The organism is Brochothrix sp., from assembly GCF_017549435.1.
GTDB lineage: Bacteria > Bacillota > Bacilli > Lactobacillales > Listeriaceae > Brochothrix > Brochothrix thermosphacta.
The window spans coordinates 1-25,681 of sequence record NZ_JAFYUW010000047.1 but is presented as its reverse complement, the minus strand read 5'-3'; the positions used below and the strand labels follow the sequence as shown (position 1 = coordinate 25,681).

At 38.1% G+C, this 25,681-nt stretch carries 22 protein-coding genes and 1 pseudogene; all 23 read left to right on the top strand.

Annotated elements, in window-relative coordinates; translation table 11 throughout:
- A partial coding sequence (locus tag IKV95_RS03275) for a glutamate ligase domain-containing protein (protein WP_287451403.1) occupies positions 1–489 on the top strand: 489 nt, incomplete at its 5' end.
- A 133-nt stretch (positions 490–622) separates the two neighbouring features.
- Positions 623–1,714, top strand: a complete 1,092-nt coding sequence (gene murG / locus IKV95_RS03270) for an undecaprenyldiphospho-muramoylpentapeptide beta-N-acetylglucosaminyltransferase (RefSeq protein WP_069118792.1) — start codon at positions 623–625, stop codon at positions 1,712–1,714.
- A gap of 28 nt (positions 1,715–1,742) precedes the next feature.
- Positions 1,743–2,537, top strand: a complete 795-nt coding sequence (locus IKV95_RS03265; protein WP_029092337.1) for a cell division protein FtsQ/DivIB — start codon at positions 1,743–1,745, stop codon at positions 2,535–2,537.
- Positions 2,538–2,683: 146 nt separating this feature from the next.
- Positions 2,684–3,943 carry a cell division protein FtsA gene (gene ftsA / locus IKV95_RS03260; RefSeq protein ID WP_029092336.1) on the top strand — a complete coding sequence of 420 codons (1,260 nt, stop codon included), beginning with the start codon at positions 2,684–2,686 and terminating at the stop codon, positions 3,941–3,943.
- Between the two features lie 33 nt (positions 3,944–3,976).
- Positions 3,977–4,931 (top strand): annotated as a pseudogene (gene ftsZ / locus IKV95_RS03255) (cell division protein FtsZ); the annotation flags it as partial.
- A 187-nt stretch (positions 4,932–5,118) separates the two neighbouring features.
- On the top strand, positions 5,119–5,793 hold the full coding sequence (locus tag IKV95_RS03250; RefSeq protein WP_069118794.1) for a YggS family pyridoxal phosphate-dependent enzyme: 675 nt from the start codon (positions 5,119–5,121) through the stop codon (positions 5,791–5,793).
- A 12-nt stretch (positions 5,794–5,805) separates the two neighbouring features.
- Positions 5,806–6,303, top strand: a complete 498-nt coding sequence (locus tag IKV95_RS03245; RefSeq protein WP_029092333.1) for a cell division protein SepF — start codon at positions 5,806–5,808, stop codon at positions 6,301–6,303.
- Positions 6,304–6,323: 20 nt separating this feature from the next.
- Positions 6,324–6,605 carry a YggT family protein gene (locus tag IKV95_RS03240; protein WP_029092332.1) on the top strand — a complete coding sequence of 94 codons (282 nt, stop codon included), beginning with the start codon at positions 6,324–6,326 and terminating at the stop codon, positions 6,603–6,605.
- A 72-nt stretch (positions 6,606–6,677) separates the two neighbouring features.
- Positions 6,678–7,451, top strand: a complete 774-nt coding sequence (locus IKV95_RS03235; RefSeq protein WP_119905106.1) for a YlmH family RNA-binding protein — start codon at positions 6,678–6,680, stop codon at positions 7,449–7,451.
- Between the two features lie 115 nt (positions 7,452–7,566).
- Positions 7,567–8,169: a DivIVA domain-containing protein gene (locus IKV95_RS03230; protein ID WP_106786540.1), complete on the top strand. Its 603-nt coding sequence runs from the start codon at positions 7,567–7,569 to the stop codon at positions 8,167–8,169.
- Between the two features lie 281 nt (positions 8,170–8,450).
- Positions 8,451–11,231 carry an isoleucine--tRNA ligase gene (gene ileS, locus IKV95_RS03225; RefSeq protein ID WP_069125697.1) on the top strand — a complete coding sequence of 927 codons (2,781 nt, stop codon included), beginning with the start codon at positions 8,451–8,453 and terminating at the stop codon, positions 11,229–11,231.
- A 682-nt stretch (positions 11,232–11,913) separates the two neighbouring features.
- The gene (dapF, locus tag IKV95_RS03220) at positions 11,914–12,894 is read left to right on the top strand and encodes a diaminopimelate epimerase (RefSeq protein WP_069134678.1); all 981 of its coding nucleotides are present in this window, start codon (positions 11,914–11,916) and stop codon (positions 12,892–12,894) included.
- Between the two features lie 115 nt (positions 12,895–13,009).
- Entirely contained in the window at positions 13,010–13,705 is a 696-nt protein-coding gene (locus tag IKV95_RS03215) for a phosphatase PAP2 family protein (protein ID WP_069125698.1), read from the top strand.
- Between the two features lie 363 nt (positions 13,706–14,068).
- Entirely contained in the window at positions 14,069–14,269 is a 201-nt protein-coding gene (locus IKV95_RS03210) for a cold-shock protein (RefSeq protein ID WP_029092328.1), read from the top strand.
- Between the two features lie 456 nt (positions 14,270–14,725).
- The gene (ilvD, locus tag IKV95_RS03205) at positions 14,726–16,414 is read left to right on the top strand and encodes a dihydroxy-acid dehydratase (protein ID WP_029092327.1); all 1,689 of its coding nucleotides are present in this window, start codon (positions 14,726–14,728) and stop codon (positions 16,412–16,414) included.
- Between the two features lie 17 nt (positions 16,415–16,431).
- Positions 16,432–18,129: a biosynthetic-type acetolactate synthase large subunit gene (gene ilvB, locus IKV95_RS03200; RefSeq protein ID WP_069134679.1), complete on the top strand. Its 1,698-nt coding sequence runs from the start codon at positions 16,432–16,434 to the stop codon at positions 18,127–18,129.
- A complete protein-coding gene (gene ilvN / locus IKV95_RS03195; protein WP_029092325.1) occupies positions 18,126–18,596 on the top strand; it encodes an acetolactate synthase small subunit in 471 nt (156 codons plus the stop codon). Before ilvB ends, ilvN begins: the two co-directional genes overlap by 4 nt.
- A gap of 66 nt (positions 18,597–18,662) precedes the next feature.
- Positions 18,663–19,658 carry a ketol-acid reductoisomerase gene (ilvC, locus tag IKV95_RS03190; RefSeq protein WP_069120483.1) on the top strand — a complete coding sequence of 332 codons (996 nt, stop codon included), beginning with the start codon at positions 18,663–18,665 and terminating at the stop codon, positions 19,656–19,658.
- Between the two features lie 150 nt (positions 19,659–19,808).
- Complete coding sequence (locus IKV95_RS03185; RefSeq protein WP_069120482.1) at positions 19,809–21,347, top strand: 2-isopropylmalate synthase; 1,539 nt, start codon at positions 19,809–19,811, stop codon at positions 21,345–21,347.
- Positions 21,347–22,405, top strand: coding sequence for a 3-isopropylmalate dehydrogenase (gene leuB / locus IKV95_RS03180; protein WP_069126596.1), 1,059 nt, complete (start codon positions 21,347–21,349; stop codon positions 22,403–22,405). Before IKV95_RS03185 ends, leuB begins: the two co-directional genes overlap by 1 nt.
- On the top strand, positions 22,405–23,799 hold the full coding sequence (gene leuC / locus IKV95_RS03175) for a 3-isopropylmalate dehydratase large subunit (RefSeq protein ID WP_029092321.1): 1,395 nt from the start codon (positions 22,405–22,407) through the stop codon (positions 23,797–23,799). The genes leuB and leuC overlap by 1 nt, the downstream gene beginning before the upstream one ends.
- The gene (leuD, locus tag IKV95_RS03170; protein ID WP_069120476.1) at positions 23,786–24,370 is read left to right on the top strand and encodes a 3-isopropylmalate dehydratase small subunit; all 585 of its coding nucleotides are present in this window, start codon (positions 23,786–23,788) and stop codon (positions 24,368–24,370) included. Before leuC ends, leuD begins: the two co-directional genes overlap by 14 nt.
- A 4-nt stretch (positions 24,371–24,374) precedes the next feature.
- Positions 24,375–25,625: a threonine ammonia-lyase IlvA gene (gene ilvA / locus IKV95_RS03165; protein WP_069126595.1), complete on the top strand. Its 1,251-nt coding sequence runs from the start codon at positions 24,375–24,377 to the stop codon at positions 25,623–25,625.
- Positions 25,626–25,681 lie beyond the last annotated feature (56 nt).

Here is a 25,681-nt window from a genome sequence, read left to right as displayed (position 1 = left end):
TGTGTTGCTAAATTAGAAGGACAAAGCAATGAAACCATTATGCATGTTCTTTCAACTTTTTATGGTGTGGAACATCGTACACAGTTTATCAAAACACTGAATAACAGACGTTTTTATAACGATTCCAAAGCAACGAATATCATTTCAACTGAGAGTGCTTTAAAAGGCTTTAAGGAACCTGTGGTGTTGTTAGCGGGCGGATTAGACAGAGGGACAGAGTTCGATGAGCTGAAACCGTTCTTTAAAAATGTTCGAGCAGTAGTTTTATTCGGTGAAACAAAACATAAAATTGCACGTGTTGCGACTGAAGCAGGCGTAGAACACATCAAAATAGTCACAGATGTAGAAGAGGCAGTGCCTGTTGCTTACGAATATAGCGAGCCAGGTGACGTTATTTTACTAAGCCCTGCTTGTGCAAGCTGGGATCAGGTGCCATCTTTTGAAGTGCGTGGCGATTTATTTATCAAAGCTGTACAAGAATTAGTTTAAAGAGTGATAACATGTGATAAGAAAAAGTGCGGATTGCATTTTTTCTTAGTCATCTGTTTATAAAAGATGCGATGTCAGTCGTTTCTTTTATAAGCAAATGAATAACATTAAGACATAAAAATAGAGGTGCTTTATGAAATTATTAATCAGTGGTGGCGGAACAGGTGGACATATTTATCCTGCTTTAGCGCTAATACGCCAATTCAAACAAGATTATCCCGAAGGCGAAGTTTTGTATGTGGGAACAGAAAAAGGATTAGAAGCGGATATCGTAACAAGAGAAGGCATCGCTTTTAAAACAATTGAAATAACTGGTTTTAAACGCAAATTATCGATGGAAAACATCAAAACAGTGATGCGTTTTTTAAAAGGTGTAACAGCCTCTAAAAAAATTATTAAAGAATTTCAACCGGATATTGTTGTGGGAACAGGTGGTTATGTGTGTGCACCTGTTGTGTATGCAGCAGCCAAACAAAAAATTCCGACGGTTATTCATGAGCAAAATAGTGTGGCCGGATTGACGAATAAGTTTTTAAGTCGTTATGTTGATAAAATTGCGATTGCTTTTGAAGCAGTTGCAAAAGATTTTCCAGCTGAAAAAGTAACGCTTGTAGGTAATCCTCGTGCGACAGAAGTTGTGCAAGCAGAAAATAACCCAGCTGTTTTAGAAGAATACGGACTAGATTTGTCAAAACGCACGGCTTTAATATTTGGTGGGAGTCGAGGTGCACGCGCCTTAAACGAAGCGATAATAGCAGCATTGCCAGAATTGGCGAAAAAAGATTATCAAGTACTTTGTGCAACAGGGGAAGTTCATTTTGAACGTATTGAGGAAGCAGCGAAGGCAGTCAATGCAACGAATGTGAAGATTGTACCATTTATATATAATATGCCAGCCGTATTGAAAAATAGTGATATTGTTGTTTCACGTGCTGGAGCAACAAGTTTGGCAGAGTTTACTGCATTAGGGTTACCATCAATTTTAATACCAAGTCCTTATGTTACAAATAATCATCAAGAAAAAAATGCACTTGCATTGGTTAATGCAGGGGCCGCAGAGATTATTCTTGAAAAAGAATTGACGGCAGCACAACTGATTAAGCAACTGGATCATTGTTTGTTAGATGAAACATATCAAAATAAAATGAAACAAGCAGCCAAACAACTCGGTTTACCAGATGCGGCGAAACAGTTATGTGATCTTGTCGTCGGTTTGACAAAATAATTGTCGCGCACAAAAGCGAGGTGAGAGCATGTCGGGTCCGAAGCAAACAAAGGTAGTTTCGATAGAAGATAAAATACCAGAATTAAAAAAATACAAAGAAAAAGTACGCAAACGTAAATTATACAGTTTGTTAGCTAGTTTTTTCTTCCTGATTTTGATTGTGCTCTTTTTCATATCACCGTTTAGTCGTGTGGATGAAGTGAAAATTGTTGATAATAAACGTCTGGCTAAAGAAGATGTTGTTAAATTATCGGGCATTGCACCGCAAGAGAGTATTTTTAAAATTAAGACTGCAAAAGTGAAAAAAACACTTGAGAAGTCTCCTTTGATTGAATCAGTTAAAATCAATCGTAAAGGTATTAATGACTATGAAATAAAGGTCGTTGAAAGTCAACCGGTTGCTTATATGTCAACTAAAAAAGGCTACATACCGCTTTTAGAGACAGGCTATTTAGATGAGTCTGATGTTTCTAAATATCCGTTAGGAAATGCACCAATACTAATTGGTTTTGAAAACAATACTAAAGTCTTAAGTGAATTAGGAAAACAATTAGAAAAAACATCATCTGAGATACGCAATTCAATGTCGGAAATAATCTTTAAACCAGAGAGCTTAAATAAAAAACGTTTGAATGTTTATATGAACGATGGTTTCAAGGTTGTAATCGCTATCAATAAGTTTGCAGAGAACTTTAAAATCTATCCTTCCATCATCGGACAAGTAAAAGATGGTTCAACAGGAGTGATTGATCTTGAAGTGGGTGCTTTTTACCAAAGTTACTACAATGAAAATAAAAAAATAAGCAAAAAAGAGCCTAATTAACCTTATATTGAAGTAATTTGCAAAAAAAGTATAGTTTTTCTTTTATTTAGCTTTTTACTAGTGTAGACTTGAATATAGGTATATCTATATAAAAGATGATTTATAAACAAAAAAATTAAAAACAGAAGCGAAGGAGGTGTCGGTGGATGAGTGGAAGTGATATGTATGTAAGTTTAGATATCGGAACATCGACAACAAAAGTAATTATTGCCGAGCATACCGATGGAAAACTAAATGTTATTGGTGTAGGTAGAGCCCCTTCTGATGGCATACGTCGTGGCACAGTTGTAGACATTGAAAAAACAGTTGAAGCTATTCGATCAGCTGTGAGTCAAGCTGAGGATATGGTAGGTGTTACAATTCAAGGTGTTGTTGTAAGCATGCTCAATTATCAAACGAATCTTTCAAGATGTCATGGCATGATTGCAATTAAAAATGAAAATAATGAAATTACGACAGATGATATACAAGATGTTATTGAAGCAGCACAAGCCATTGCAAAACCGAGTGATAGAGAAAAAATCAGCTTTGAATCATGTGTTTTTAAAGTTGATGGCGTTGAAGGAATTAGTGATCCCACAGGAATGTTTGGTGTGAGGTTAGAAGTTGAAGGAACGTTGATTACAGGTTCTAAATCGATTGTACATAACATTTTACGATGTGTTGAACGTGCGGGATTAGAAGTTACAGGGATGGTGTTACAACCGTTAGCTGCAGCTGAGACATGTTTGACAAAAGACGACAAAGATTTTGGAACAGTTTTAATCGATATCGGTGGAGGAATTACATCGGTTGGTGTTTTTGATCAAGGTCAATTGGTGGATGCGTTTGCTATCCCAGTCGGCGGCAGTCAAATCACTAAGGATATTTCAATCGGTTTAAATATTTCACTACGTCAAGCCGAACAAATTAAACTTGAACATGGGTATGCTTTTTCTGCCGATGCTAGTGAAAATGAAACGTTTGAAATTGATGTTATTGGTAGTTCTAAGGCTTTAACTATTAACCAAACGGATTTATCGGTTATAATTGAAGCAAGGTTGGAAGAGATTCTCGTAATGGTGGATGATGAACTCACTAATGCAGGTCTTAATCAACTCCCGAATGGCTTTGTGCTAACTGGTGGAACAACCGTTATACCAGGAATGATGGAAATAGCTGAACAGGTGTTTGATTCACGTGTTCGCATTGTATACCCAGACTATATAGGTGTAAGACACCCTTCGTTATCGACTGCTGTTGGACTTATCAGTCATGAAATTGAGTATGGTCAGTCAACTGAAGTGGATGAATATGAAGAAACTGGTGTAAGAGAACAACAACAAGATAAAGTCAAGGAACCTAAAGCTGAAGAAGATAAGCTCGTGAACAAAATGAAAAGAATGTTCGGTTCATTGTTTGAATAATACAAAATTAGCGACCACGTAGGAGGAAAAAATATGTTTGATTTTGATGAAACAAGAAGCTCTCTAGCCGTAATTAAAGTTATTGGTGTAGGTGGCGGAGGTAACAATGCTGTTAACCGAATGATTGAACATGGTGTACAAGGTGTTGAGTTTATTACTGTCAATACAGATGCCCAAGCATTAAACTTATCTCAAGCTGAAACACGCATGCAAATTGGTGGAAAACTAACGCGCGGTTTAGGTGCTGGTGCACAACCTGAAATTGGTAAAAAAGCAGCAGAAGAAAGCCGTGATCAAATCGAAGAAGTACTTGCAGGAGCAGATATGGTATTTGTTACAGCAGGTATGGGAGGCGGTACTGGTACTGGTGCGGCACCTGTTATTGCTCAAATCGCTAAAGAAGTTGGCGCTTTAACAGTGGGTGTGGTTACACGTCCGTTTACGTTTGAAGGACCAAAACGTTCTAAACATGCAGTTGCCGGAATCGAAGCGTTTAAAGAAGCAGTTGATACTTTGATTGTTATTCCAAACGATCGTTTGTTGCAAATTGTTGATAAAAATACACCGATGCTAGAAGCATTTAAAGAAGCGGATAATGTTTTACGCCAAGGTGTTCAAGGTATTTCTGATTTAATTGCCGTACCTGGTTTAATCAACTTGGATTTTGCCGATGTTAAAACAATTATGTCTAATCGTGGTTCAGCATTAATGGGTATTGGTTCAGCAAGCGGTGAAAACCGTGCAGCAGATGCAGCTAAAAAAGCAATTTCATCACCATTGCTAGAAGCTTCAATTGATGGAGCAAAAGGTGTTTTGATGAACATTACTGGCGCATCTAACTTGAGTTTATTTGAAGTTCAAGAAGCAGCTGAAATCGTTTCAAGTGCCTCTGATCCAGAAGTAAACATGATTTTCGGTTCTGTAATTAACGATGAACTTAATGACGAACTTGTCGTGACAGTTATCGCAACTGGTTTTTCTGAGGCAGGTAATACGCGTCAAGCAAAACCAACGTTTAATCGTCAAGCATCTCCAACGCGTGGAACAGAAGAAAAAACAAGTGAAACAACACCTGTAAATGAAACACCGCGTCACGATTTTGAAGCTGATTCTGATGATTTAGATATTCCAGCATTCTTACGTAATCGTAACCGCAATCGATAGGAGAATAGAACATGAGTATCAAAAGTAATTTTAGTGCAGTAACACACAAAATTTCAGTTTCAGCCGCAGCTGTTGGAACAAATCCACAGCTAGTAGCCGTAACTAAAACAGTGAGTAGTGATGTAATAGAAGAGCTTTATGCTTTAGGTCAACGCCATTTTGGTGAAAATAGAGCAGATGCTATTAGTGCTAAACACGATGTTTTAAATGAACGTTATCCTGATATTGTCTGGCATTTCATTGGAAGCTTACAAACGCGTAAAGTAAAAGATATTTTACCGTTTGTTTCATATATTCACTCATTAGATCGTTTGTCGCTTGCGAAAGAAATTAGTAAACGTGCCGATCGAGTGATTGATTGTTTTATTGAAGTCAATGTATCTGGTGAAGATAGTAAACATGGTTTAGTTCCTGAGGACGTTGTTTCTTTTATCGAAAAACTGCAAGAATATCAAAACATAAATATAATTGGTTTGATGACAATGGCACCATTTACATCGAATGATGATGAATTAAAAAATGTTTTTTCAAATTTAAAGACGATTCAAGAAGATGTGATAAAACAAAACTTTGAGTGGGCACCTTGTACTGAATTATCAATGGGTATGTCGAATGATTATCCGATTGCAATAAGTGCAGGAGCAACCTTTGTCAGAGTGGGTACCGAATTAGTAACGGAAATTTAAGGAGGGATTGCAATGTCGATGATGTCTAAATTCAAAGGCTTTTTCTACTTGAACGATGAGATGGAAGAAGAATATGAGGAACAAAAACAGGCGGTTAATCAACGACGAGAACCTGCACAGCAAAGTCAAGCGCAAGCTGTAAATGGAAATCAGCAACCAAATGCAACACGCAATGTAACGCCAAAAGAAAAAAAGAAAGCCGCTACTAAAAATAATGTTGTAAGAATTAATTCTGAAGTTGATGATACAAATGTTACATTACATGAACCACGTATTTATAGTGAAGTTCAAGGTATTGCAGATGCTTTGTTAAATCGTCAAGTTGTTGTTGTTAACTTACAACGTATGGATAAGGAACAATCTTTACGAATGATTGATTTCTTAAGCGGTAATATCTATGCGATAAATGGTGAAATTAAACGTTTAGGAAATAATATTTTTCTATGCGTACCTGAGAATGTAAATGTTGATGGTGCCATTTCTGAGTATATATCAAATAATGATCTTTAGATTATAAAAGAGGTGACCTAGTGGCACTATACACAATTTTTAATATTTTAATTACCCTATGTTCTGTTTATTCTTGGGCACTACTAATTTATATCTTATTAAGTTGGATACCTAATGCACAAGGTAGTAAATTCGGACAAATTTTAGGACGTATTTGTGAACCATTTTTAGAGCCATTTAGACGCTTTATACCACCAATTGGTGGCGTACTCGATATTTCACCAATCTTAGCATTAATTGTATTAAATCAATTAATTCCTCGTGGATTACAGGCGATTTTTCAATTTTTATCTGGACTCTAAGGCACATAAACACTATCCAAAAAAGAGACAGACCTTGTGTTTGTCTTTTTTTGTTTAGAGAAGGGAAATGTTATGGAAACAGTTTATCAGCATTTTAGACCATCAGAACGCGCTTTTATTGATACAGCAACAGGTTGGGTGACAAGTGCAGAAAATCAATATTCATCTTATCTCACGCCGTTTATTGATCCGCGCCAAGCCTATATTTTGAAAACGTTAGTCGCTCAAACACCTGACTTTTTATTAGAGGAGGCAGAATGGGCAAAGCAACATGAAAGAAGACGTTATTTAATTAGGCCCGACTATTACGAAGTGAGTGAAGCCGATTTTGAACTATCGTTATTATCAATTCGTTACCCGTCCAAATTTTCAACGCTAACACATCCCCATATATTAGGGGCTTTGATGAATGTTGGAATGAAACGCGAAGTTTTTGGTGATATACTTAACGTTGATCAAGCTTGGCAAATTGTTGTTGAAAAAGAAGTTGCTAATTACGTGATACTTAATTTAACTAAAATTGGTGCAATTAATGTCCAACTATCCGAAGTTGATAGTTCGGAAGCTTTAAGTGTACCTAATGATTATGAAGATCGTTTTGTTACAGTTTCATCGATGCGTTTAGATACAGTTATTGCAGGTGTCTATAATATCTCGCGTCAAAAAGTTAAAACCATGATTGAAAGTGGTCTCGTTAAAGTAAACTGGCAACAAGTTGAAAATGCAACATTTGAATGTTCTGAGAACGATATGTTATCAGTAAGGAAGCATGGTCGCATTTTAATTATTGATCAAGTTGGTAAAAGTAAGAAGGATAAATTGAAGTTAAATGTGAAGGTCAAATAATTAAATTAACAACTATAGTCAAAAGATAATGATTTATACTTGATTAGTCAGTAGTATTTGCTATATAGTAGTAAGTATAAGACATTTTAGAGCATTATACACGGAGGTGGAGAAAATGCCATTATCACCATTAGATATCCATAATAAAGAGTTCGGAAAAAAATTACGTGGGTATGATGAAGATGAAGTCAATGATTTTCTAGAGCAGGTCATTAAAGATTATGAACTGACAATAAAAGAGAAAAAAGCGTTAGCAAGTGAATTACACACGAATAAAGAGCAATTATCACATTATAAAACAATTGAATCAACATTGAACAAGTCATTAGTTATTGCACAAGATTCTGCAGATGAAACACGTAACGCTGCGCAGCGTGAAGCAGAACTCATCGTGAGAGAAGCGCAAAATAATGCGTCTGAAATTGTGAATGAAGCCTTAACTAAAACACATCGTTTAGCTGTAGAGATTGAAGAGTTAAAACGTCAATCAAAAGTATTCCGTGAACGTTTACGTTTACTTGTTACGACTCAGTTAGACATGTTAGAGCACGAGGATTGGTCAACATCATTAGAATATGATGAAAACGTTGAAGAGCGTGTCACAGATGCTTATGGTGAAGCCAAAGAAGCTGACTTTAATACAGCTCAAGAAAAACCAACTGCTTTAATTGATGAATCATCAGATAATTCAACTAAAGAAGTTCCTGCAAAAGATTAAGCGACGATTGGAACGTTAATAGAAGAGGCGGACAAACAGCGATTTGACGAATGGTGGAAGGTCAAACAAACGCACAACTATTATAAATCATCCATGAGCTGCTCTGCTGAAATTAAGTAAGCTGAGCCGTAGCCACTGCGTTAAAGTGTCGAGTGAGTACATTTTTAGTCGAGCTAGTGATAGCCGTGCTAATAAGGGTGGTACCGCGAGTGAGTCTCGTCCCTTTTTCAAGGGAGGGGACTCTTTTATTTTGAGAACGATTAATTAGGAGGAATAGACAAATGGAGTATAAAAAAACACTATTAATGCCGAAAACAGCTTTCCCAATGCGTGGCGGTTTACCAAATAAAGAGCCTAAAATGCAAGAAGATTGGGCAGCTATGAACCTATACGAAGCGGTTCAAGAAAAAAATGCAGGAAAACCAACATTTATTTTACATGATGGACCACCTTATGCAAATGGCGCGATCCATACCGGCCATGCAATGAATAAAATTATCAAAGATATGATTGTTCGTTATAAAGGGATGTCAGGTTATTCTTCACCTTATGTTCCAGGTTGGGATACACATGGTTTACCGATTGAGCAACAATTAGCTAAAAAAGGTGTTAAACGTAAAGAAATGTCACCTGTTGAGTTCCGTGAATTGTGTGAAAAATATGCACGTGAACAAATTGATATCCAACGCACTGGTTTTAAACGCTTAGGTGTTCAAGCTGAGTGGGATAATCCTTATATCACATTAGACCCTGTGTTTGAATCAAATGAAATTAAAGTATTTGGTCAAATGGCTGAAAAAGGTTACATCTACCGCGGTAAAAAACCCGTTTATTGGTCACCGTCAAGTGAGTCTGCTTTAGCTGAAGCAGAGATTGAATATGCTGATGTTACAAGCCCATCACTTTATGTTGCCTTTAACGTTAAAGATGGTAAAGGTATCGTTGATAATGATGCTGAATTTGTAATCTGGACAACAACACCATGGACATTGCCTGCAAACGTGGCAATTTCTGTTAATCCGGCATTTAATTATGTTGAAGTTGCTGTTGCTGACCGTAAATTTATCGTTGCTGAAGGTTTATTACCAGCTGTTTCTGAAACATTAGGATGGGAAGAAACAACAGTCTTAAAAACATTCAAAGGTAGCGAATTAGAATATGTTACAGCACAACATCCTTTCTACGACCGTGATTCTTTACTTATCGTTGGTGACCACGTCACGCTTGATGCAGGTTCAGGTTGTGTCCATACAGCTCCAGGACACGGGGAAGACGATTATTTCGCTTCACTTTCATACAAATTAGAAGTTATCTCACCAGTTGATGGTCGTGGTATCTATACAGATGAAGCGCCAGGCTTCGAAGGTGTTTATTATGAAAAAGCCAACCCTATGATTATTGAATTATTGGAAGAAAAAGGGCGCTTGCTTAAATTAGATTACTTCTCACATAGTTATCCACATGATTGGCGTACCAAAAAACCAGTTATCTATCGTGCAACACCACAATGGTTCGCTTCAATCGATGCTTTCCGTGAAGAAATTTTAGAAGCGATTGCCGGTGTTGACTGGGTTCCAGCGTGGGGCGAGCAACGTCTACACAACATGGTACGTGACCGTGGCGATTGGGTTATTTCACGTCAACGTGCTTGGGGTGTGCCATTGCCAATTTTCTATGGTGAAAACGGCGATGCAATTATTACAAAAGAAACAATTGCTCACCTTGTACCACTATTCCGTGAATACGGTTCAAACGTATGGTTTGCTCGTGAAGCAAAAGATTTATTACCAGAAGGCTTTACACATCCATCAAGTCCAAACGGTACATTTACAAAAGAAACGGATATCATGGATGTATGGTTTGATTCAGGCTCTTCACATGAAGGCGTACTAAATGAACGTGATTACTTAAGTCGTCCAGCCGATCTTTACTTTGAAGGTTCGGATCAATACCGTGGTTGGTTTAACTCATCAATTACAACAGGGGTTGCAATCAATGGTAAATCACCTTATAAACAAATCTTAAGTCATGGTATGGTATTAGACGGTAAAGGCCGTAAAATGAGTAAATCAATTGGTAATACAGTTGACCCTAATAAAATCATGAATCAAATGGGTGCTGATATCTTACGTCTTTGGGTATCTTCATCGGATTATCAAGCAGATGTTCGTATTTCAGATGATATCTTAAAACAAGTAGCGGATGTTTATCGTAAAATCCGTAACACATTCCGTTTCTTACTAGGAAATACTTCTGATTTTAATCCAACGACAGATGCTGTTGCTTATGACAAATTGTCGGAAGCTGATCAGTACATGTTAGCAACATATAATCGTTTAGCGCGCCAAATTGATGAAGCATACAACAAGTATGAGTTCTCAACAGTATACCGTGCGGTAAACAATTTTGTAACAACGGACTTAAGTAACTTCTACTTGGATTTTGCGAAAGATGTTGTTTACATTGAAGCAGAGGAAAGCGCTGCGCGTCGTAGTATGCAAACCGTATTTTATACCATTGCAAAAGGTTTAACACAATTATTAGCACCCTTGTTACCTCATACTGCGGATGAAATTTGGTCGTATCTTGAATTTGAAACAGCGAAAAGTGTTCATTTAACTGATTTTGAATTGGTTGCTGAAACAGCTGAACAAACACAATTGATTGAAAAATGGACACGTTTTATGACATTGCGTGATGTGGTTCAAAAAGCATTAGAAGAAGCTCGTAACGAAAAGTTAATTGGTAAATCATTGATGGCGAAAGTTACTATCTATGCAGATCAAGCAACATCAGATCTTATCAATAGCATTAATAATGATGTGAAACAACTCTTAATCGTCAGCGATTTTGAAGTTGTTGTTGGCACTGAAAATGCACCTGAAACAGCAACTAAAGGCGATAATGTCGCTGTTGTTGTTACAGCAGCAACAGGTGAAACATGTGAACGTTGCCGCGTTGTAAAAACAGACGTTGGTACTCATGCAGAGCACCCAACACTTTGTGGTAACTGTGCATCAATCGTTGAAGAACATTATGCAGATGTTGACCTAGAAGCATAAACATCAATGTAAAAAGCAGTATACGCAGCCACACTCTTGTGTGGCTGTTTTTTTTTGCTGACATTGTTGCGAATGTATTCGCTTTACGAAAGTAGTATGGGTGCTGAGATTGTTGCGGATTTATTCGCTTTATGAGGACAGTATGGGTGCTAATATCGTAGCGGATTTATCCGCTTTACGAGAGTAGTATGGGACGGAGCGCAAGCGAGTACCACTCCTTCAAGAAAGCGAGTACCACTCCTTCTGTTAATTAATTAATTAAGAGCACTAATCCTTAAGTTAATGTCGTAAGGTCACAACTATTTCTGTTAATAGCGTAAGAGTACCAATCTCTAAAGCGAGCGAGTACCATGTCATCAGTCAATCAATTAACTACCATTCATTTGAATTGTTGAAGTCGTATTTCAGGTGAATATTTTTTCAAGGTTAGTATACTGCGTTTCATTTTCGAAGAAATCAAAGCATACTTAGCCCATTCTCAATATGAGTTGAGTATAAACTTGATCTTTTTATTCCAAGTTGTTATCGCAGTCTATGATTTTGGTGGAATGCTGTTGTTTTAAACATAATACAAGGTGAAATTCACCTTGTATTTGAGCAAATTAGACGTCATTTGGTAGTTGTAAAATAAAATATGTTACAATTAATTTAAAGAGTGACAACACAGAAAGGGCGTATAGAAATGATAATTAATTTAAAAAAAGTCCATGGTTCAAGCAATGATTTCTATATCATTGATGAAAATGGCCTTGAGACACCTCTGACGGAAGAAAGTCGTCGCCAGTTAGCATTGAACTTATGTGACCGTGAACATGATCTTGGAGGAGCTGATGGCATTCTCTATGTATCTGACAGTGAAGTAGCCTTAGCAAAAATGCGTGTGATTAATTCAGATGGTTCAGAAGCTTCGATGTGTGGAAATGGTTTGCGAACTGTTGCACGTTATTTAGCAGAAAAAGCAGATAAAAAACAATTTAAAGTAGAAACGATGAAAGCCGTATTAAATGTTGCGGAAGATAAGCCTTTAGCTCAGGGAGTACCTACTTATTGCGTTGAGATTTCACCCGTTTCTTTCGAAAAAGAAAGTTTACCGTTAAATTGGACAGCTTCGCAATTGATTGATGCAGAAGTGCCAGCTTTTTCAGAAACTTTGACCTACTCTGCGGTATCGGTTCCTAATCCGCACTTAATTAGCTTTGTTGAACCAGCTGATTTTGCTGAACAAGAGCAATTGTCAACTTGGTTAAATAGTGACAATCCCTATTTCCCTGACGGTGTGAATGTTAGTTATGTACAAGCGATTGATAGTGATACTATTTTTGTTAAAACGTTTGAACGTGGGGTTGGTTTTACCAATGCATGCGGAACAGCAATGTCGGCAAGTAGTTTGATGGCACGCTTACTTAACGGTGGTGAAATGACAAAAAAAGTGGATGTATATAACCCTGGAGGTCGTGTGCAATGCCAGGTGTATCAAACAGATGAGGGTTACACGATTGATTTGATTGGCAATGCAACATTCAGTTTTGACGCTAAAATTGTTATTTCAGAAGACTTCAAAAAATCAACGGTAATCGAACAGGTGAAGACAGACGAAGAAATTGCCTATCAAAAGATGGCAGCAGAAGCGGCACGTTTTGTAGCAGAGCACCAACACGCTTAAATATCAGACTAAAGACTGATATAGCAGGTAATTACGTGTTCTAGTGGTTAAATTATGCTAGAATGAGTAGAGATTCTTAAAGAATCATATCAGATTGTAATTACGAGGTGAAAGCATGTTAACAAAAAAACAAAGTGTTTGGCGCTATGTGATGGCGGGACTTTTCTTTATTGTCTTTTTATATGTCGCAGCAGCTGTTGCTGCAAATGCGCTCTGGATTCAACAATTCGATCAAACAATACGAACAGTGGCCCAGACATTCCAACCAGATAAGCTTACAGGGTTTATTGAAACGGCCACAGATTTTGCCGGCGTTAAAGGCATGATTACTTTAACGGCTATTGTAGCCGTAATATTAGCTTGCTACCGTCGTTTTTTATTCGCTGGCTGGTTAGCAATTAATATGCTTTTTGGTGCAAGTGGTATTAACTTTATTTTCAAAAATTTATTTCAGCGTGACCGACCAGCAGGGATGTTGATTGAACAGGGTGGATATAGCTTTCCTAGTGGGCACACGATGGCGATTACTACTTTTACATTAAGTTTAGTTTTTATCTTAACGTATAATAATCGCCGTTATCGTCGAGCATTATTATTGCTGTCAGCACTATTAATTATTTTTATTGGTTTTACACGGGTATATTTAGGTGTCCATTATCCGAGCGATATTCTAGGTGGTTTTATGTTAAGTTGTTGTTATATGTTAGTCGCAACAACGTACTTTAGACAATTTAGTGCTAGAATAGAACGCAAATTAGAAACACACGGTATTAAAGAAGCGCAACATCATAAGCAGGAAAACAAGCCATAAGCAAATGGGAAATCTATTGAATTTAATTCAGTAGGTTTTTTTGTGCAGAAAATACACAGCTGTTGTTGATATCATGCTATTTAACTTATAGAATAAGAGTTCTAAATCGATTAACGTCATGATAACTGTTGACTGTTGAAAATACGTGTGTTAAATTATTACCTGTAAGTAAACGTTAGTATAATTATAAAATAATATTTAGGCAGATAGTTGAAAATGAGTAACAACTGCCAAATATATATTATAAAGGGGTTTTATTCCAATAAGAATATGAATCCTTTATAGTATGAAAAGAAGGCTATGTTTCTAGAATAAGACTTAGTTGACAATCATATTATAGACTTTTTTGGGAGGTTTTAGACGATGCAAAAAGGTAAGGTGAAATGGTTTAATTCAGAAAAAGGCTTTGGCTTTATCGAAGTCGAAGGCGGTAGTGATGTTTTTGTGCATTTTAGTGCTATCCAAGGTGAAGGTTTTAAGACGTTGGATGAAGCTCAAGAAGTTGAGTTTGAGATCGTTGAAGGTGAACGAGGTCTTCAAGCAGAAAATGTAATTAAATTATAAAAAAGAGGGCAAGCAACCTTATTTTTCTAGTTGCTTGTTTTTTTATGCTTTTTTGAGATGAATAGCCTTTAAAATAAACGATGGAAACGCTTACTTATAAGGATTTTGCAAAAATGTATTTATAACGAAATGAGATTGATTTGTTATAAAAAGGACGAGATACATATCAAATTTAGAATTTTCTGAATATTCAATTGACTATTTGACCAGTAATGTATAGAATAATAAATATCTTAATAATACAAAACAAAAAGGAGTTTTTTCTTATGAAACGTTGTCATTCAAACCAATCTATTTTAGTCATTTTATTACTTAGCTAGGGCTCATAACATCGTTTGTAAAAAAACGAATGTTTATTGGGTCCCGATTGCGTTTGAATGGGGCTCCTCGAAACCCATTCATTGAATGGGTTTTTTATTTTTAAAATTAACAGATACTATATAAGGGGTGTTAGACATGAGAAGTGATGAAATCAAAGTAGGCGACGATCGTGCGCCAGCCAGAAGTTTATTAAGAGCAACAGGTCAGGTTAGAAGTGATAATGATATGAAGAAACCTTTTATCGCTATCTGTAATTCATATATTGATATCGTACCAGGTCATGTTCATTTACGAGAGTTAGCAGATGTTGCCAAAGAAGCGATTCGTGAAGCAGGCGGCATTCCATTTGAATTTAATACAATTGGCGTTGATGACGGTATCGCAATGGGGCATATCGGTATGCGTTATTCGCTTCCAAGCCGTGAGTTAATTGCAGACTCAGCTGAAACAGTAATTAATGCTCATTGGTTTGATGGTGTATTTTATATTCCCAACTGCGATAAAATTACGCCAGGTATGTTATTAGCAGCTATGAGAACAAACGTACCGGGGATTTTTTGTTCAGGTGGCCCGATGAAAGCAGGGTTATCATCAACAGGAAAAGCACTCACCCTTTCATCAGTATTCGAGGGTGTTGGCGCCTTTAAAGAAGGTAAAATGTCGAAAGAAGAGTTTTTAGAACTTGAAGCAGAGGCCTGTCCAACCTGTGGATCATGCGCAGGAATGTTCACTGCTAACTCAATGAACTGTTTGATGGAAGTACTTGGTTTAGCAATTCCAGGAAATGGTACAACATTAGCAGTATCCGATGAACGTCGTGAATTAATTCGTCAATCAGCTTTTCACTTAATGCATCTTGTAAAAAATGATATTAAACCACGTGACATTGTTACCAAAGAAGCAATTGATGATGCTTTTGCATTGGATATGGCAATGGGTGGGTCAACAAATACTGTTTTGCACACGTTAGCAATCGCTAGTGAAGCAGGTATTGAGTATGACTTAGCAAGCGTTAATGAAATTGCTGAACGCATCCCTTATCTTTCTAAAATTGCACCAAGTTCTGCCTACTCAATGCATGATGTTCATGAGGCAGGCGGAATTTCAGCCATCATTAAGGAATTGGTTGATAAAGGTGATGCGATTCATCCAGATCGTATTACTGTTACAGGTAAAACATTACGAGAAAATGTTGCGGATGCTAAAATTCTCAATACAGATGTTATTCATCCGAAAGAGAACCCTTATAGTAAAACAGGTGGTTTATCAATTTTATATGGAAACATTGCGCCACAAGGTTCAGTTATTAAAGTAGGTGGTGTTGATCCAAGTGTTACCAAATTTGTAGGTAAAGCCATTTGTTTTGATTCACATGATGAAGCCGTTGCAGCAATTGATGATCACCGAGTAGGTGAAGGACATGTTGTTGTTATCCGCTATGAAGGACCTAAAGGTGGACCAGGCATGCCTGAAATGTTAGCACCTACTTCTTCTATAGTTGGACGAGGACTTGGAAAAGATGTTGCACTTATTACAGACGGTCGTTTTTCAGGAGCCACGCGTGGGATAGCTATTGGTCATGTATCTCCTGAAGCAGCAGCTGGTGGACCTATCGCTTTAATTGAAGATGGTGATACGATTGAAATTGATTTACCCTCAAGAACAATGGAATTGTTAGTGTCGGATGAAGTATTAGCGGAAAGACGCACACACTTAAAACGTTTCAAACCAAAAGTATTAACTGGTTGGCTTGCTCGTTATTCAGTAATGGTTACAAGCGCAAATACCGGTGGGATAATGCAAATTCCAGAAGAATTGATTTAAGGAAAGGAGAGATGACAATGTTGCAACAGACGGTACGTGTCAAAAATGGGGCAGAATGGTTAATTGAGTGTTTGAAAAAGGAAGCAGTCGAGATGATTTACGGCTACCCAGGTGGCGCAGTATTACCACTCTATGATGCACTTTATGAAAGTGGGGTGAAGCATATTCTGGCACGCCACGAACAAGGTGCCATTCATGCTGCTGAAGGATATGCTCGAATCACAGGTAAAGCAGGAGTGGTAGTCGTCACAAGTGGTCCTGGAGCAACAAATGTTGTGACTGGTCTTGCAGATGCATTAGCAGATTCATTACCATTAGTAGTCATTACTGGACAAGTTGCAACAGGTGTTATTGGAACAGATGCCTTTCAAGAAGCCGATGTTGTCAACATGACCTCTCCAATTACCAAACATAGTTTTCAAGTCAGGGATGCAAAAGATATTCCTAATATCGTAAAACAAGCATTTTATATCGCACAAACAGGTCGGCCCGGACCAGTTGTTATTGATTTACCGAAAGATATGATGATAGCAACAGTAACGGAACCGGCTATTCTACAGGAATTGGAAAATTACCAGGTGCCGCATCAACCAAATAAAGTTCAAATTGATGCCGTCGCCACACTCCTTAAAACAAGTAAGCGTCCGATTATTCTTGCAGGAGCTGGAGTAAATGGTGCATTCGCAAAAGATGAATTGACGGAATTTTCTAATAAAACAAACATTCCTGTCATCAATACATTGCTTGGTTTAGGTAATATATCACCCGATAGTCCATTAGCATTTGGAATGGCAGGTATGCATGGGAATTATGCAGCCAATCGTGCGATTTATGAATGTGATGTTTTATTAGCAATTGGTGCTAGATTTGATGATCGTTTAGTGGGTGCACAAGAACATTTTGCAGCAGGCGCTAAGATTGTTCACATCGATATTGATCCATCAGAAATTGATAAAGTATTTAAAGCAACAATCGGAATCGTTGCAGACGCTAAAGCCGCTTTAATCGCCTTAAATCAGCTGTCAATAAATACAGCAGATGAAGGGGAATGGCTTGAACGTTTACAAAGCTATAAAGTAAAACACCCTTTAGGTTATGAAGCATCCCAAAATAATGTCATTAAACCACAAGCTGTAATTGAAGCAATTAGTGAAGAAACCAAGGGAACTGCCATTGTTTCAACTGATGTTGGACAACATCAAATGTGGACAGCGCAATTTTATAAATTTAAAGAAGAACGTGCTTTAATTTCCAGTGGTGGCTTAGGAACAATGGGCTTTGGATTACCTGCTGCGATTGGTGGGCAAATGGCTAATCCAGACAGGATGGTTGTCGCGATTGTGGGTGATGGTGGCTTCCAAATGACTTTGCAGGAATTGGCTCTTTTGAAAGAGTTCAACCTTAACATTAAAGTATTCATTCTGAATAATGCCTCTCTCGGAATGGTGAAGCAGTGGCAACATCAATTCTACGAACAACGCTACAGCGAATCGGTTTTTGATGGTCAACCCGATTTTGTTAAATTAGCAGAGGCATATGGCATTACAGGAAAAAGAATCACACAAGCAGATAAAGTAGCCACTCAGGTGGCAGCAGTATTTGCAATCCCAGGTCCGGTTGTTGTGGATGTACATATTAATCAAACAGAAACAGTCACACCAATGGTGCCTCCAGGCAAAGGTATTCATCAAATGGAAGGAGTTGTGGGAAAATGAAACGCATTCTAATTGCAAGATTATCAGATTCACCCGGTGTATTAAATCGAGCGATCAATGCTATTTCAAAACGATTTATTAACATTGAAAGTATCGCCGTAGGACAAACTGCAGAGGAAAATAAATCACAATTAACATTAGTTGTTCATGTTGAGGATATTGAATCCTGTGATCATCTGGTGAAATTACTTAACAAGCAAGTCGATGTGATGGAGGCAAAAGATATCACAGATGATAATGTGTTAACCCGTGAATTAGCAATCGTTGATGTAGCAGTTAATTACTCTGCTATCGCAGATTTACTCGTATCGTTTCAAGTAGCTATTTTAGCAGAAGAAACTGACAATACGGTCATTCAAGCAACAGGAACACATCAGCAAATTGAAGATTTTATTGAAATTTTAAAACCGTACACTATTACACAACTCACACGAACAGGCATCGCCGGTTTTGTGAAAACACACTAATTTGTGATTTCGCCGTTAAGGCTTATCAATATAAAAAATTGAACATACAACCAGGAGGTAAGGAAAATGGTAAAAGTTTATTATGATGATTCAGTAAAAGAAGATACACTCAAAGGCAAAAAAGTAGCAGTGATTGGATATGGTTCACAAGGACATGCACATGCACAAAATTTACGTGACAATGGTCATGACGTTATTATCGGTATTCGTGCGGGTAAGTCAGCAGACAGTGCAAAAGCAGATAACTTTGAGGTGTTTTCAGTAGCAGAAGCAAGTAAACAAGCAGAAGTTGTAATGGTACTTTTACCAGATGAAACACAAGGTTCAATTTACGAAAATGAAATTAAAGATAATCTTGAAGCAGGAAACTCACTCGTATTTGCACATGGCTTCAACATTCATTATGATGTTATCCAACCACCCGCAGATGTTGATGTTTTCTTAGTAGCACCTAAAGGGCCAGGACATCTTGTGCGCCGTACCTTTACTGAAGGAAGCGCAGTTCCTTGTTTGTTCGCAGTGTATCAAGATGCAACAGGAGGCGCTACTCAAACGGCATTGTCATATGCTAAAGGCGTTGGAGGCACACGTGCAGGTGTTATTGAAACGACATTTAAAGAAGAAACAGAAACGGATCTTTTTGGTGAACAAGCCGTTCTTTGTGGAGGTACAACACATTTAGTACAAGCAGGCTTTGAAACGTTAGTTGAAGCAGGTTACCAACCGGAACTCGCTTACTTTGAGGTATTGCATGAATTGAAATTAATCGTTGACCTTATGTATGAAGGTGGTATGGAAAAAATGCGTAACTCAATCTCTAACACAGCTGAGTATGGCGATTATGTTTCAGGACCACGCGTTGTAACAAGCGAGGTTAAAGCACATATGAAAGATGTATTAACTGATATTCAGAATGGTAACTTCGCTAAAGGATTTATCGATGATAATAAAAACGGCTTTAAAGAATTCCATCGTATGCGCGCCGAACAAAAAGGACACCAAATTACTGAAGTCGGTAATAAACTCCGCGATATGATGCCATTTATTGATCAAAATAAATAGTGAAAACGAAAACAGACCATTCAATGGCAGCGATATTGGAGAATAATAAAAGTAAAACAAACCGTTTAGAACTGAAGAGATTGTAAAGACTTTTTTCTCAAATACATGATTAAAAATAAACTTAAAAACGAAATGAAAGGGGTGTAGGTCATGAAAAAAATTCAAATTTTTGATACAACATTGCGAGACGGCGAACAAACGGCGGGGGTGAGTTTTAATTTACAGGAGAAAGTGCAAATGGCTCAACAGCTCGAAAAACTAGGCGTGGATGTCATGGAAGCTGGTTTTCCTATCGCATCACCAGGCGATTTTGAATGTGTTCGAACAATCGCTCAAACCGTTAAAAACAGTTCGGTTACTGGCCTCGCGCGTTGCGTTGAAGCGGACATTCAACGGGCCTATGATGCTGTTAAAGTAGGAGTATCTCCACAAATTCATACTTTTTTAGCAACAAGCCCCATTCATCGTGAGTTTAAGTTGAAAATGTCTCAAGCCGAAGTTCTGGCATCGATTGAACATCACGTGCGTTATGCAAAGCAGTTTGTTGATATGGTGCAATTCTCACCAGAGGATGCCACACGAACAGAACCTGAATTTTTGGTTCGTGCGATTCAAACTGCGATTAATGCAGGTGCACGTGTCATCAATGTGCCAGATACAGTTGGTTTTACTAATCCAAAAGAATTTGGCGAACTTTTTGCTTATCTTAGAACAGAAGTCCAAGGCTTTGAGGATGTTATATTTTCCTCACACTGTCATGATGACTTGGGAATGTCAGTCGCAAATTCATTAGCAGCTATTGAAAATGGAGCATCACGTATTGAATGTACAATTAATGGTATCGGTGAACGTGCAGGTAATACCGCTTTAGAAGAAATTGCAGTTGCGCTACATATTCGAAAAGATCATTATCAAGCAGAAACAAATATCGTACTTAATCAGTTGAAACAAACGAGCGATTTGGTGAGCCGTATGTCAGGTATGGCCGTTCCAAGGAATAAAGCAATTATTGGAGGCAACGCGTATGCCCATCAATCAGGAATTCATCAAGATGGTTTCTTGAAAAATCCAAGCACGTATGAAATTATTACACCTGAACTTGTGGGGGTGTCAAAATCATCGCTTGTATTAGGAAAACTATCAGGACGACATGCTTTATTTACACGATTGGAAGAAATCGGATTCTTAATTGAACCGGCTGAGCAAAGCGCAATTTTTAGTCGTTTTAAACAACTTGCAGATGTTAAGAAAGAAGTCAGTGATGACGATCTTCGTGCAATGATGTCTGGACATTTATATCAAGATGAGGATTTTTGTCAGCTGAAATCACTTGATGTACATTATAATTCAGCAACACAACAATTGGCAGAGGTGACCATTACAACGGAAACAGGTGTCGATATTAAAGGCTCTGCTACAGGAGCAGGTAGTATTGAAGCTGTATATAACGTCATCGATCAATTGATGGGCGAAGAAGTTACGTTAACAGATTATCGCATTCAATCAATTACACCAGGAATGGATGCCCAAGCAGAAGTACATGCACTCATTTCAGCAACCGATGGCTCGACTTATCATGGGGTAGGTATTGATCATGATGTGTTAAATGCTTCAGCACGCGCCTATCTTCAAGCATTTTCAAAACGCCGTATCGCAACAAAAAAAAGTAAGAGTGAGGTTGAAGCGTAATGACATTTCGAGTAGTTGTATTGCCCGGTGATGGGATTGGACCAGAAATAATGGCGGTAACAGAAAAAATAGTCGCGCAAGTTTTAGCGCACTCACATCAAACAATTCTATTCGAACACCAACTATTCGGAGGAGCAGCGATTGATGCTGTCGGAGAGCCTTTTCCAGTTGAAACTCAAACAGCAATTGATAAAAGTGACGCTGTTTTGTTAGGTTCAGTAGGTGGGCCTAAATGGGATGAAGCACCAGAAAGGCCTGAAATGGGACTGTTGGCATTACGCAAAAAAATGGGTGTATTTGCCAATGTAAGGCCACTCCAAATTTTTCCAGCTGTTCGACACCTTTCACCATTGCGTGAAGAGCGATTAGAAGGTGTAGATTTTGTTGTTGTCCGTGAATTATTAGGAGGCTTGTATTTTGGTACACCCAAATATTTTAATGAGACAGAAGGTGTTGATACATTACGCTATGATAAGGCAAGTATTGAGCGGATTGTTCATTATGCCTTTAACCTTGCGAGACAACGCCGAAAAAAATTGACAAGTATTGATAAAGCGAATGTTTTGGCGACAAGTAAATTATGGCGACAAACAGTTGAAGAAATTGCAGTTGACTATCCTGATGTCACTTTAGAACATCTTTATGTTGATGCCGCAGCGATGCACATGATTCAAGCACCCGCACGATTTGATGTGATTGTAACAGAGAATATGTTTGGTGATATTTTAAGTGATGAAGCGAGCGTATTAGGTGGTTCATTAGGGTTGTTACCCTCAAGTTCACATGCAGAAGCAGGACGTCCGGCGTTATATGAACCCATTCATGGTTCGGCACCTGATATAGCAGGTAAGGATTTTGCAAACCCAATAGGGATGCTTTTATCTGCAGCGATGATGTTGAGACAATCGTTCCAACTAGAAAACGAAGCAAAACAAATTGAAATAGCTGTCGAAACAGCATTATCTGAAGGTGTTTTAACGAAAGATTTAGGTGGGACAGCAACAACCACTATTTTTGCAAATAAAATAACAGAAATCATTGAAAGGAGTGCCAAATAATGTCAAAACAAACATTGTTCGATAAGCTTTGGGAACGTCATGTCCTCTATGGAAAAGAAGGTGAACCGCAATTATTATATATTGATCTTCATTTAATTCATGAAGTGACATCACCACAAGCTTTTGAAGGTTTACGAATGACTCATCGTTCAGTACGTCGACCAGATCGTACATTTGCGACGATGGATCATAATGTCCCGACTGAAGATATTTTCAATATTCAAGATTTAGTAGCAAAAAAACAAATAGATGCATTGAGTAAAAACTGTGAAGAATTTGGAATCGAATTAGCTGATATGGGAAATGAACGTCAAGGAATTGTGCATATGGTAGGACCGGAAACAGGCTTGACGCAGCCAGGCAAAACAATTGTTTGTGGCGATAGTCATACAGCAACACATGGCGCATTTGGAGCACTAGCATTTGGGATTGGAAGCAGTGAAGTTGAACATGTATTTGCAACACAAACACTGTGGCAAACTAAACCTAAACGGATGGGTGTACATATAACAGGGGACCTAAAACCAGGTGTGTATGCGAAAGACATTATTTTAGCGTTGATCGCCCAAAATGGGGTTTCATTTGGGACTGGATATGCTGTTGAATTTTATGGTGAGACTGTTGAAAAAATGACAATGGATGAACGTATGACGATTTGTAATATGGCGATTGAAGGCGGAGCCAAAATGGGCATGATGGCACCAGATAATACAACCTATAACTATGTGACAGGTCGTGAATATGCTCCCACAAATATAACAGAGAAGATAGCAGACTGGCAGGAACTTTATACGGACGAGGATGCGGAATTTGATACAATTGTTACTTTAGATGCAGCAGAACTAGCACCGTATGTAACCTGGGGGACAAACCCTGAAATGGGCGTGCCGATTACTGCAGCTTTCCCACAAATTAAAAATAGTAACGATGAACGCGCTTATCAATACATGGATTTAGCACCTGGTCAAAAAGCAGAAGAAATTGAATTGGGCTATGTCTTTATTGGGTCCTGTACAAACGCTCGTTTGTCTGATTTGACAGAAGCCGCCCGAATGATCCGGGGACGTAAAGTAAAAGAACATATACGTGCGATGGTTGTTCCTGGTTCGAGAGGCGTGCGAAATGCAGCAGAAGCAGTAGGCTTAGATAAAATTTTTAAAGAGGCAGGATTTGAATGGCGTGAGCCCGGTTGTTCAATGTGTCTTGGAATGAATCCGGACCAAGTTCCTGATGGCGTGCATTGCGCCTCTACTTCAAATCGTAACTTTGAAGGGCGTCAAGGAAAAGGTGCACGTACACACCTCGTTTCACCAGCAATGGCAGCTGTTGCGGCAATCCACGGACACTTTGTTGATGTGCGTTTTGAGGAGGGGATCATACATGAAACCGTTTAAAATACATGAAGGAACAACTGTAGCACTGATGAACGATAATATTGATACTGATCAAATTATCCCGAAACAATTTTTGAAGCGGATTGAACGTACTGGTTTTGGTCGTTTTTTATTTGATGAATGGCGTTTTTTACCAGGTCATCAACCCAACCCTGATTTTCCACTCAATGCAGCAGAGCGTCAAGGCGCTTCAATCTTAATTAGTGGAGAGAACTTCGGTTGTGGATCAAGTCGAGAGCATGCACCTTGGGCATTAACTGATTATGGCTTCGATTGTATTATTGCAGGTAGTTTTGCTGATATCTTTTTTAGTAATTGCACTAAAAATCGATTGTTGCCTATTGTATTACCTTTGAAAGAACGAGAAGAACTAGCAGCTTTGCCAGGAACAGCAAAAGTTATGATTGATTTGGAACAGCAAGTCATTACCGCTGAAAATAAGCAGTATCCCTTTGAAATCAACCAAAAGGTTAAAGAAAAACTCGTCGGAGGCTTAGATGATATTACACTGACATTGACACACGAAGATGTTATTCAAGCCTACGAACAAAAACATGATGTAAGGAGGTAAAAGTATGTATACAGCCACACAAGCCGCAAAAATTGATGCTGCTCATCTTGTTTTAAAAGATGTTGTGCGTCATACACCATTGGAACACGATGTTTATTTATCACAAAAGTATAATTGTAATGTGTATTTAAAGCGCGAAGATTTACAGACAGTACGTTCATTTAAATTACGAGGTGCCTACTATGCGATTAGTCGCTTGTCAAAAAAACAACGCGAATTTGGCGTAACTTGTGCGAGTGCCGGAAATCATGCACAGGGTGTGGCGTATACATGCGACCGCCTACAAATGAAAGCTGTTATTTTTATGCCAACCACAACCCCCAATCAAAAAGTATCACAGGTACGCTTTTTTGGAGGGAAATACATAGAAATTATGTTGGTCGGCGATACGTTTGATGCCTGTTCAAAAGCAGCGAAAGACTATACAGAAACACATCAAATGACATTTATTCCACCCTTTGATTCTGAAGATATCATCGCAGGTCAAGGAACTGTTGCCGTTGAAATTTTAGAAGATGCAGATGTTAAAATGGATTATGTTGTCGCAACAATTGGCGGGGGCGGCTTAATTTCAGGAGTAGGCAGTTATTTCCATGAAAAAAGTCCCGATACAAAGGTTATTGGTGTAGAACCTTTGGGCGCAGCTTCTATGCATGCAGCACTTCACGCTGGCGAAGTAGTAAAATTACCTGTCATTGATAAATTTGTTGATGGCGCTGCTGTTGCAGAGGCTGGAAAACTAACCTATGGTTATTGTCGCAAATTTGTAGATGATATCTTTTTGGTACCAGAAGGCCAAGTGTGCACAACTATTTTAGAAATGTACACTAAGTTAGCAATTGTTGCAGAACCAGCAGGAGCACTAAGCGTATCAGCCTTGGAACAACTAAAACCACAAATTGAAGGCAAAAATGTGGTTTGTATTGTTAGTGGTGGTAATAATGACATCAATCGGATGAAGGAAATGGAAGAGCGTTCGTTGATGTTTGAAGGTTTACAACATTATTTCATTGTTAATTTTCCTCAAAGGGCAGGTGCATTAAAAGAATTTATTAGCCTTGTACTAGGTCCACAAGACGACATTACGAAATTTGAATACACAAAAAAAGTAAATAGAGGACAAGGCCCTGTTATTATCGGTATTTTATTGAAAGATAAAGCAGATTATAATGTGATGCTAAAACGACTTGCGGGTTACGATTCAAACTATATCCCCGTTAATGATAACCCGATGCTGTATACATTGTTGGTTTGATTTTTTATTAATAGGAAATTTTTAAGACAACGCGCTGACAAATGTTAGCGCGTTGT

Excerpts from the sequence above, each read along its gene's own strand:
- IKV95_RS03215 (WP_069125698.1), top strand. The coding sequence starts at position 13,010 with ATGTTAACAAAAAAACAAAGTGTTTGGCGCTATGTGATGGCGGGACTT.
- ilvB (WP_069134679.1), top strand. The coding sequence starts at position 16,432 with ATGTTGCAACAGACGGTACGTGTCAAAAATGGGGCAGAATGGTTAATT.
- ilvN (WP_029092325.1), top strand. The coding sequence starts at position 18,126 with ATGAAACGCATTCTAATTGCAAGATTATCAGATTCACCCGGTGTATTA.
- IKV95_RS03185 (WP_069120482.1), top strand. The coding sequence starts at position 19,809 with ATGAAAAAAATTCAAATTTTTGATACAACATTGCGAGACGGCGAACAA.
- ilvC (WP_069120483.1), top strand. The coding sequence starts at position 18,663 with ATGGTAAAAGTTTATTATGATGATTCAGTAAAAGAAGATACACTCAAA.
- ileS (WP_069125697.1), top strand. The coding sequence starts at position 8,451 with ATGGAGTATAAAAAAACACTATTAATGCCGAAAACAGCTTTCCCAATG.
- dapF (WP_069134678.1), top strand. The coding sequence starts at position 11,914 with ATGATAATTAATTTAAAAAAAGTCCATGGTTCAAGCAATGATTTCTAT.
- ilvA (WP_069126595.1), top strand. The coding sequence starts at position 24,375 with ATGTATACAGCCACACAAGCCGCAAAAATTGATGCTGCTCATCTTGTT.
- IKV95_RS03265 (WP_029092337.1), top strand. The coding sequence starts at position 1,743 with ATGTCGGGTCCGAAGCAAACAAAGGTAGTTTCGATAGAAGATAAAATA.
- leuD (WP_069120476.1), top strand. The coding sequence starts at position 23,786 with ATGAAACCGTTTAAAATACATGAAGGAACAACTGTAGCACTGATGAAC.
- IKV95_RS03230 (WP_106786540.1), top strand. The coding sequence starts at position 7,567 with ATGCCATTATCACCATTAGATATCCATAATAAAGAGTTCGGAAAAAAA.
- leuC (WP_029092321.1), top strand. The coding sequence starts at position 22,405 with ATGTCAAAACAAACATTGTTCGATAAGCTTTGGGAACGTCATGTCCTC.
- leuB (WP_069126596.1), top strand. The coding sequence starts at position 21,347 with ATGACATTTCGAGTAGTTGTATTGCCCGGTGATGGGATTGGACCAGAA.
- ftsA (WP_029092336.1), top strand. The coding sequence starts at position 2,684 with ATGAGTGGAAGTGATATGTATGTAAGTTTAGATATCGGAACATCGACA.
- IKV95_RS03250 (WP_069118794.1), top strand. The coding sequence starts at position 5,119 with ATGAGTATCAAAAGTAATTTTAGTGCAGTAACACACAAAATTTCAGTT.
- murG (WP_069118792.1), top strand. The coding sequence starts at position 623 with ATGAAATTATTAATCAGTGGTGGCGGAACAGGTGGACATATTTATCCT.
- IKV95_RS03235 (WP_119905106.1), top strand. The coding sequence starts at position 6,678 with ATGGAAACAGTTTATCAGCATTTTAGACCATCAGAACGCGCTTTTATT.
- ilvD (WP_029092327.1), top strand. The coding sequence starts at position 14,726 with ATGAGAAGTGATGAAATCAAAGTAGGCGACGATCGTGCGCCAGCCAGA.
- IKV95_RS03210 (WP_029092328.1), top strand. The coding sequence starts at position 14,069 with ATGCAAAAAGGTAAGGTGAAATGGTTTAATTCAGAAAAAGGCTTTGGC.
- IKV95_RS03245 (WP_029092333.1), top strand. The coding sequence starts at position 5,806 with ATGTCGATGATGTCTAAATTCAAAGGCTTTTTCTACTTGAACGATGAG.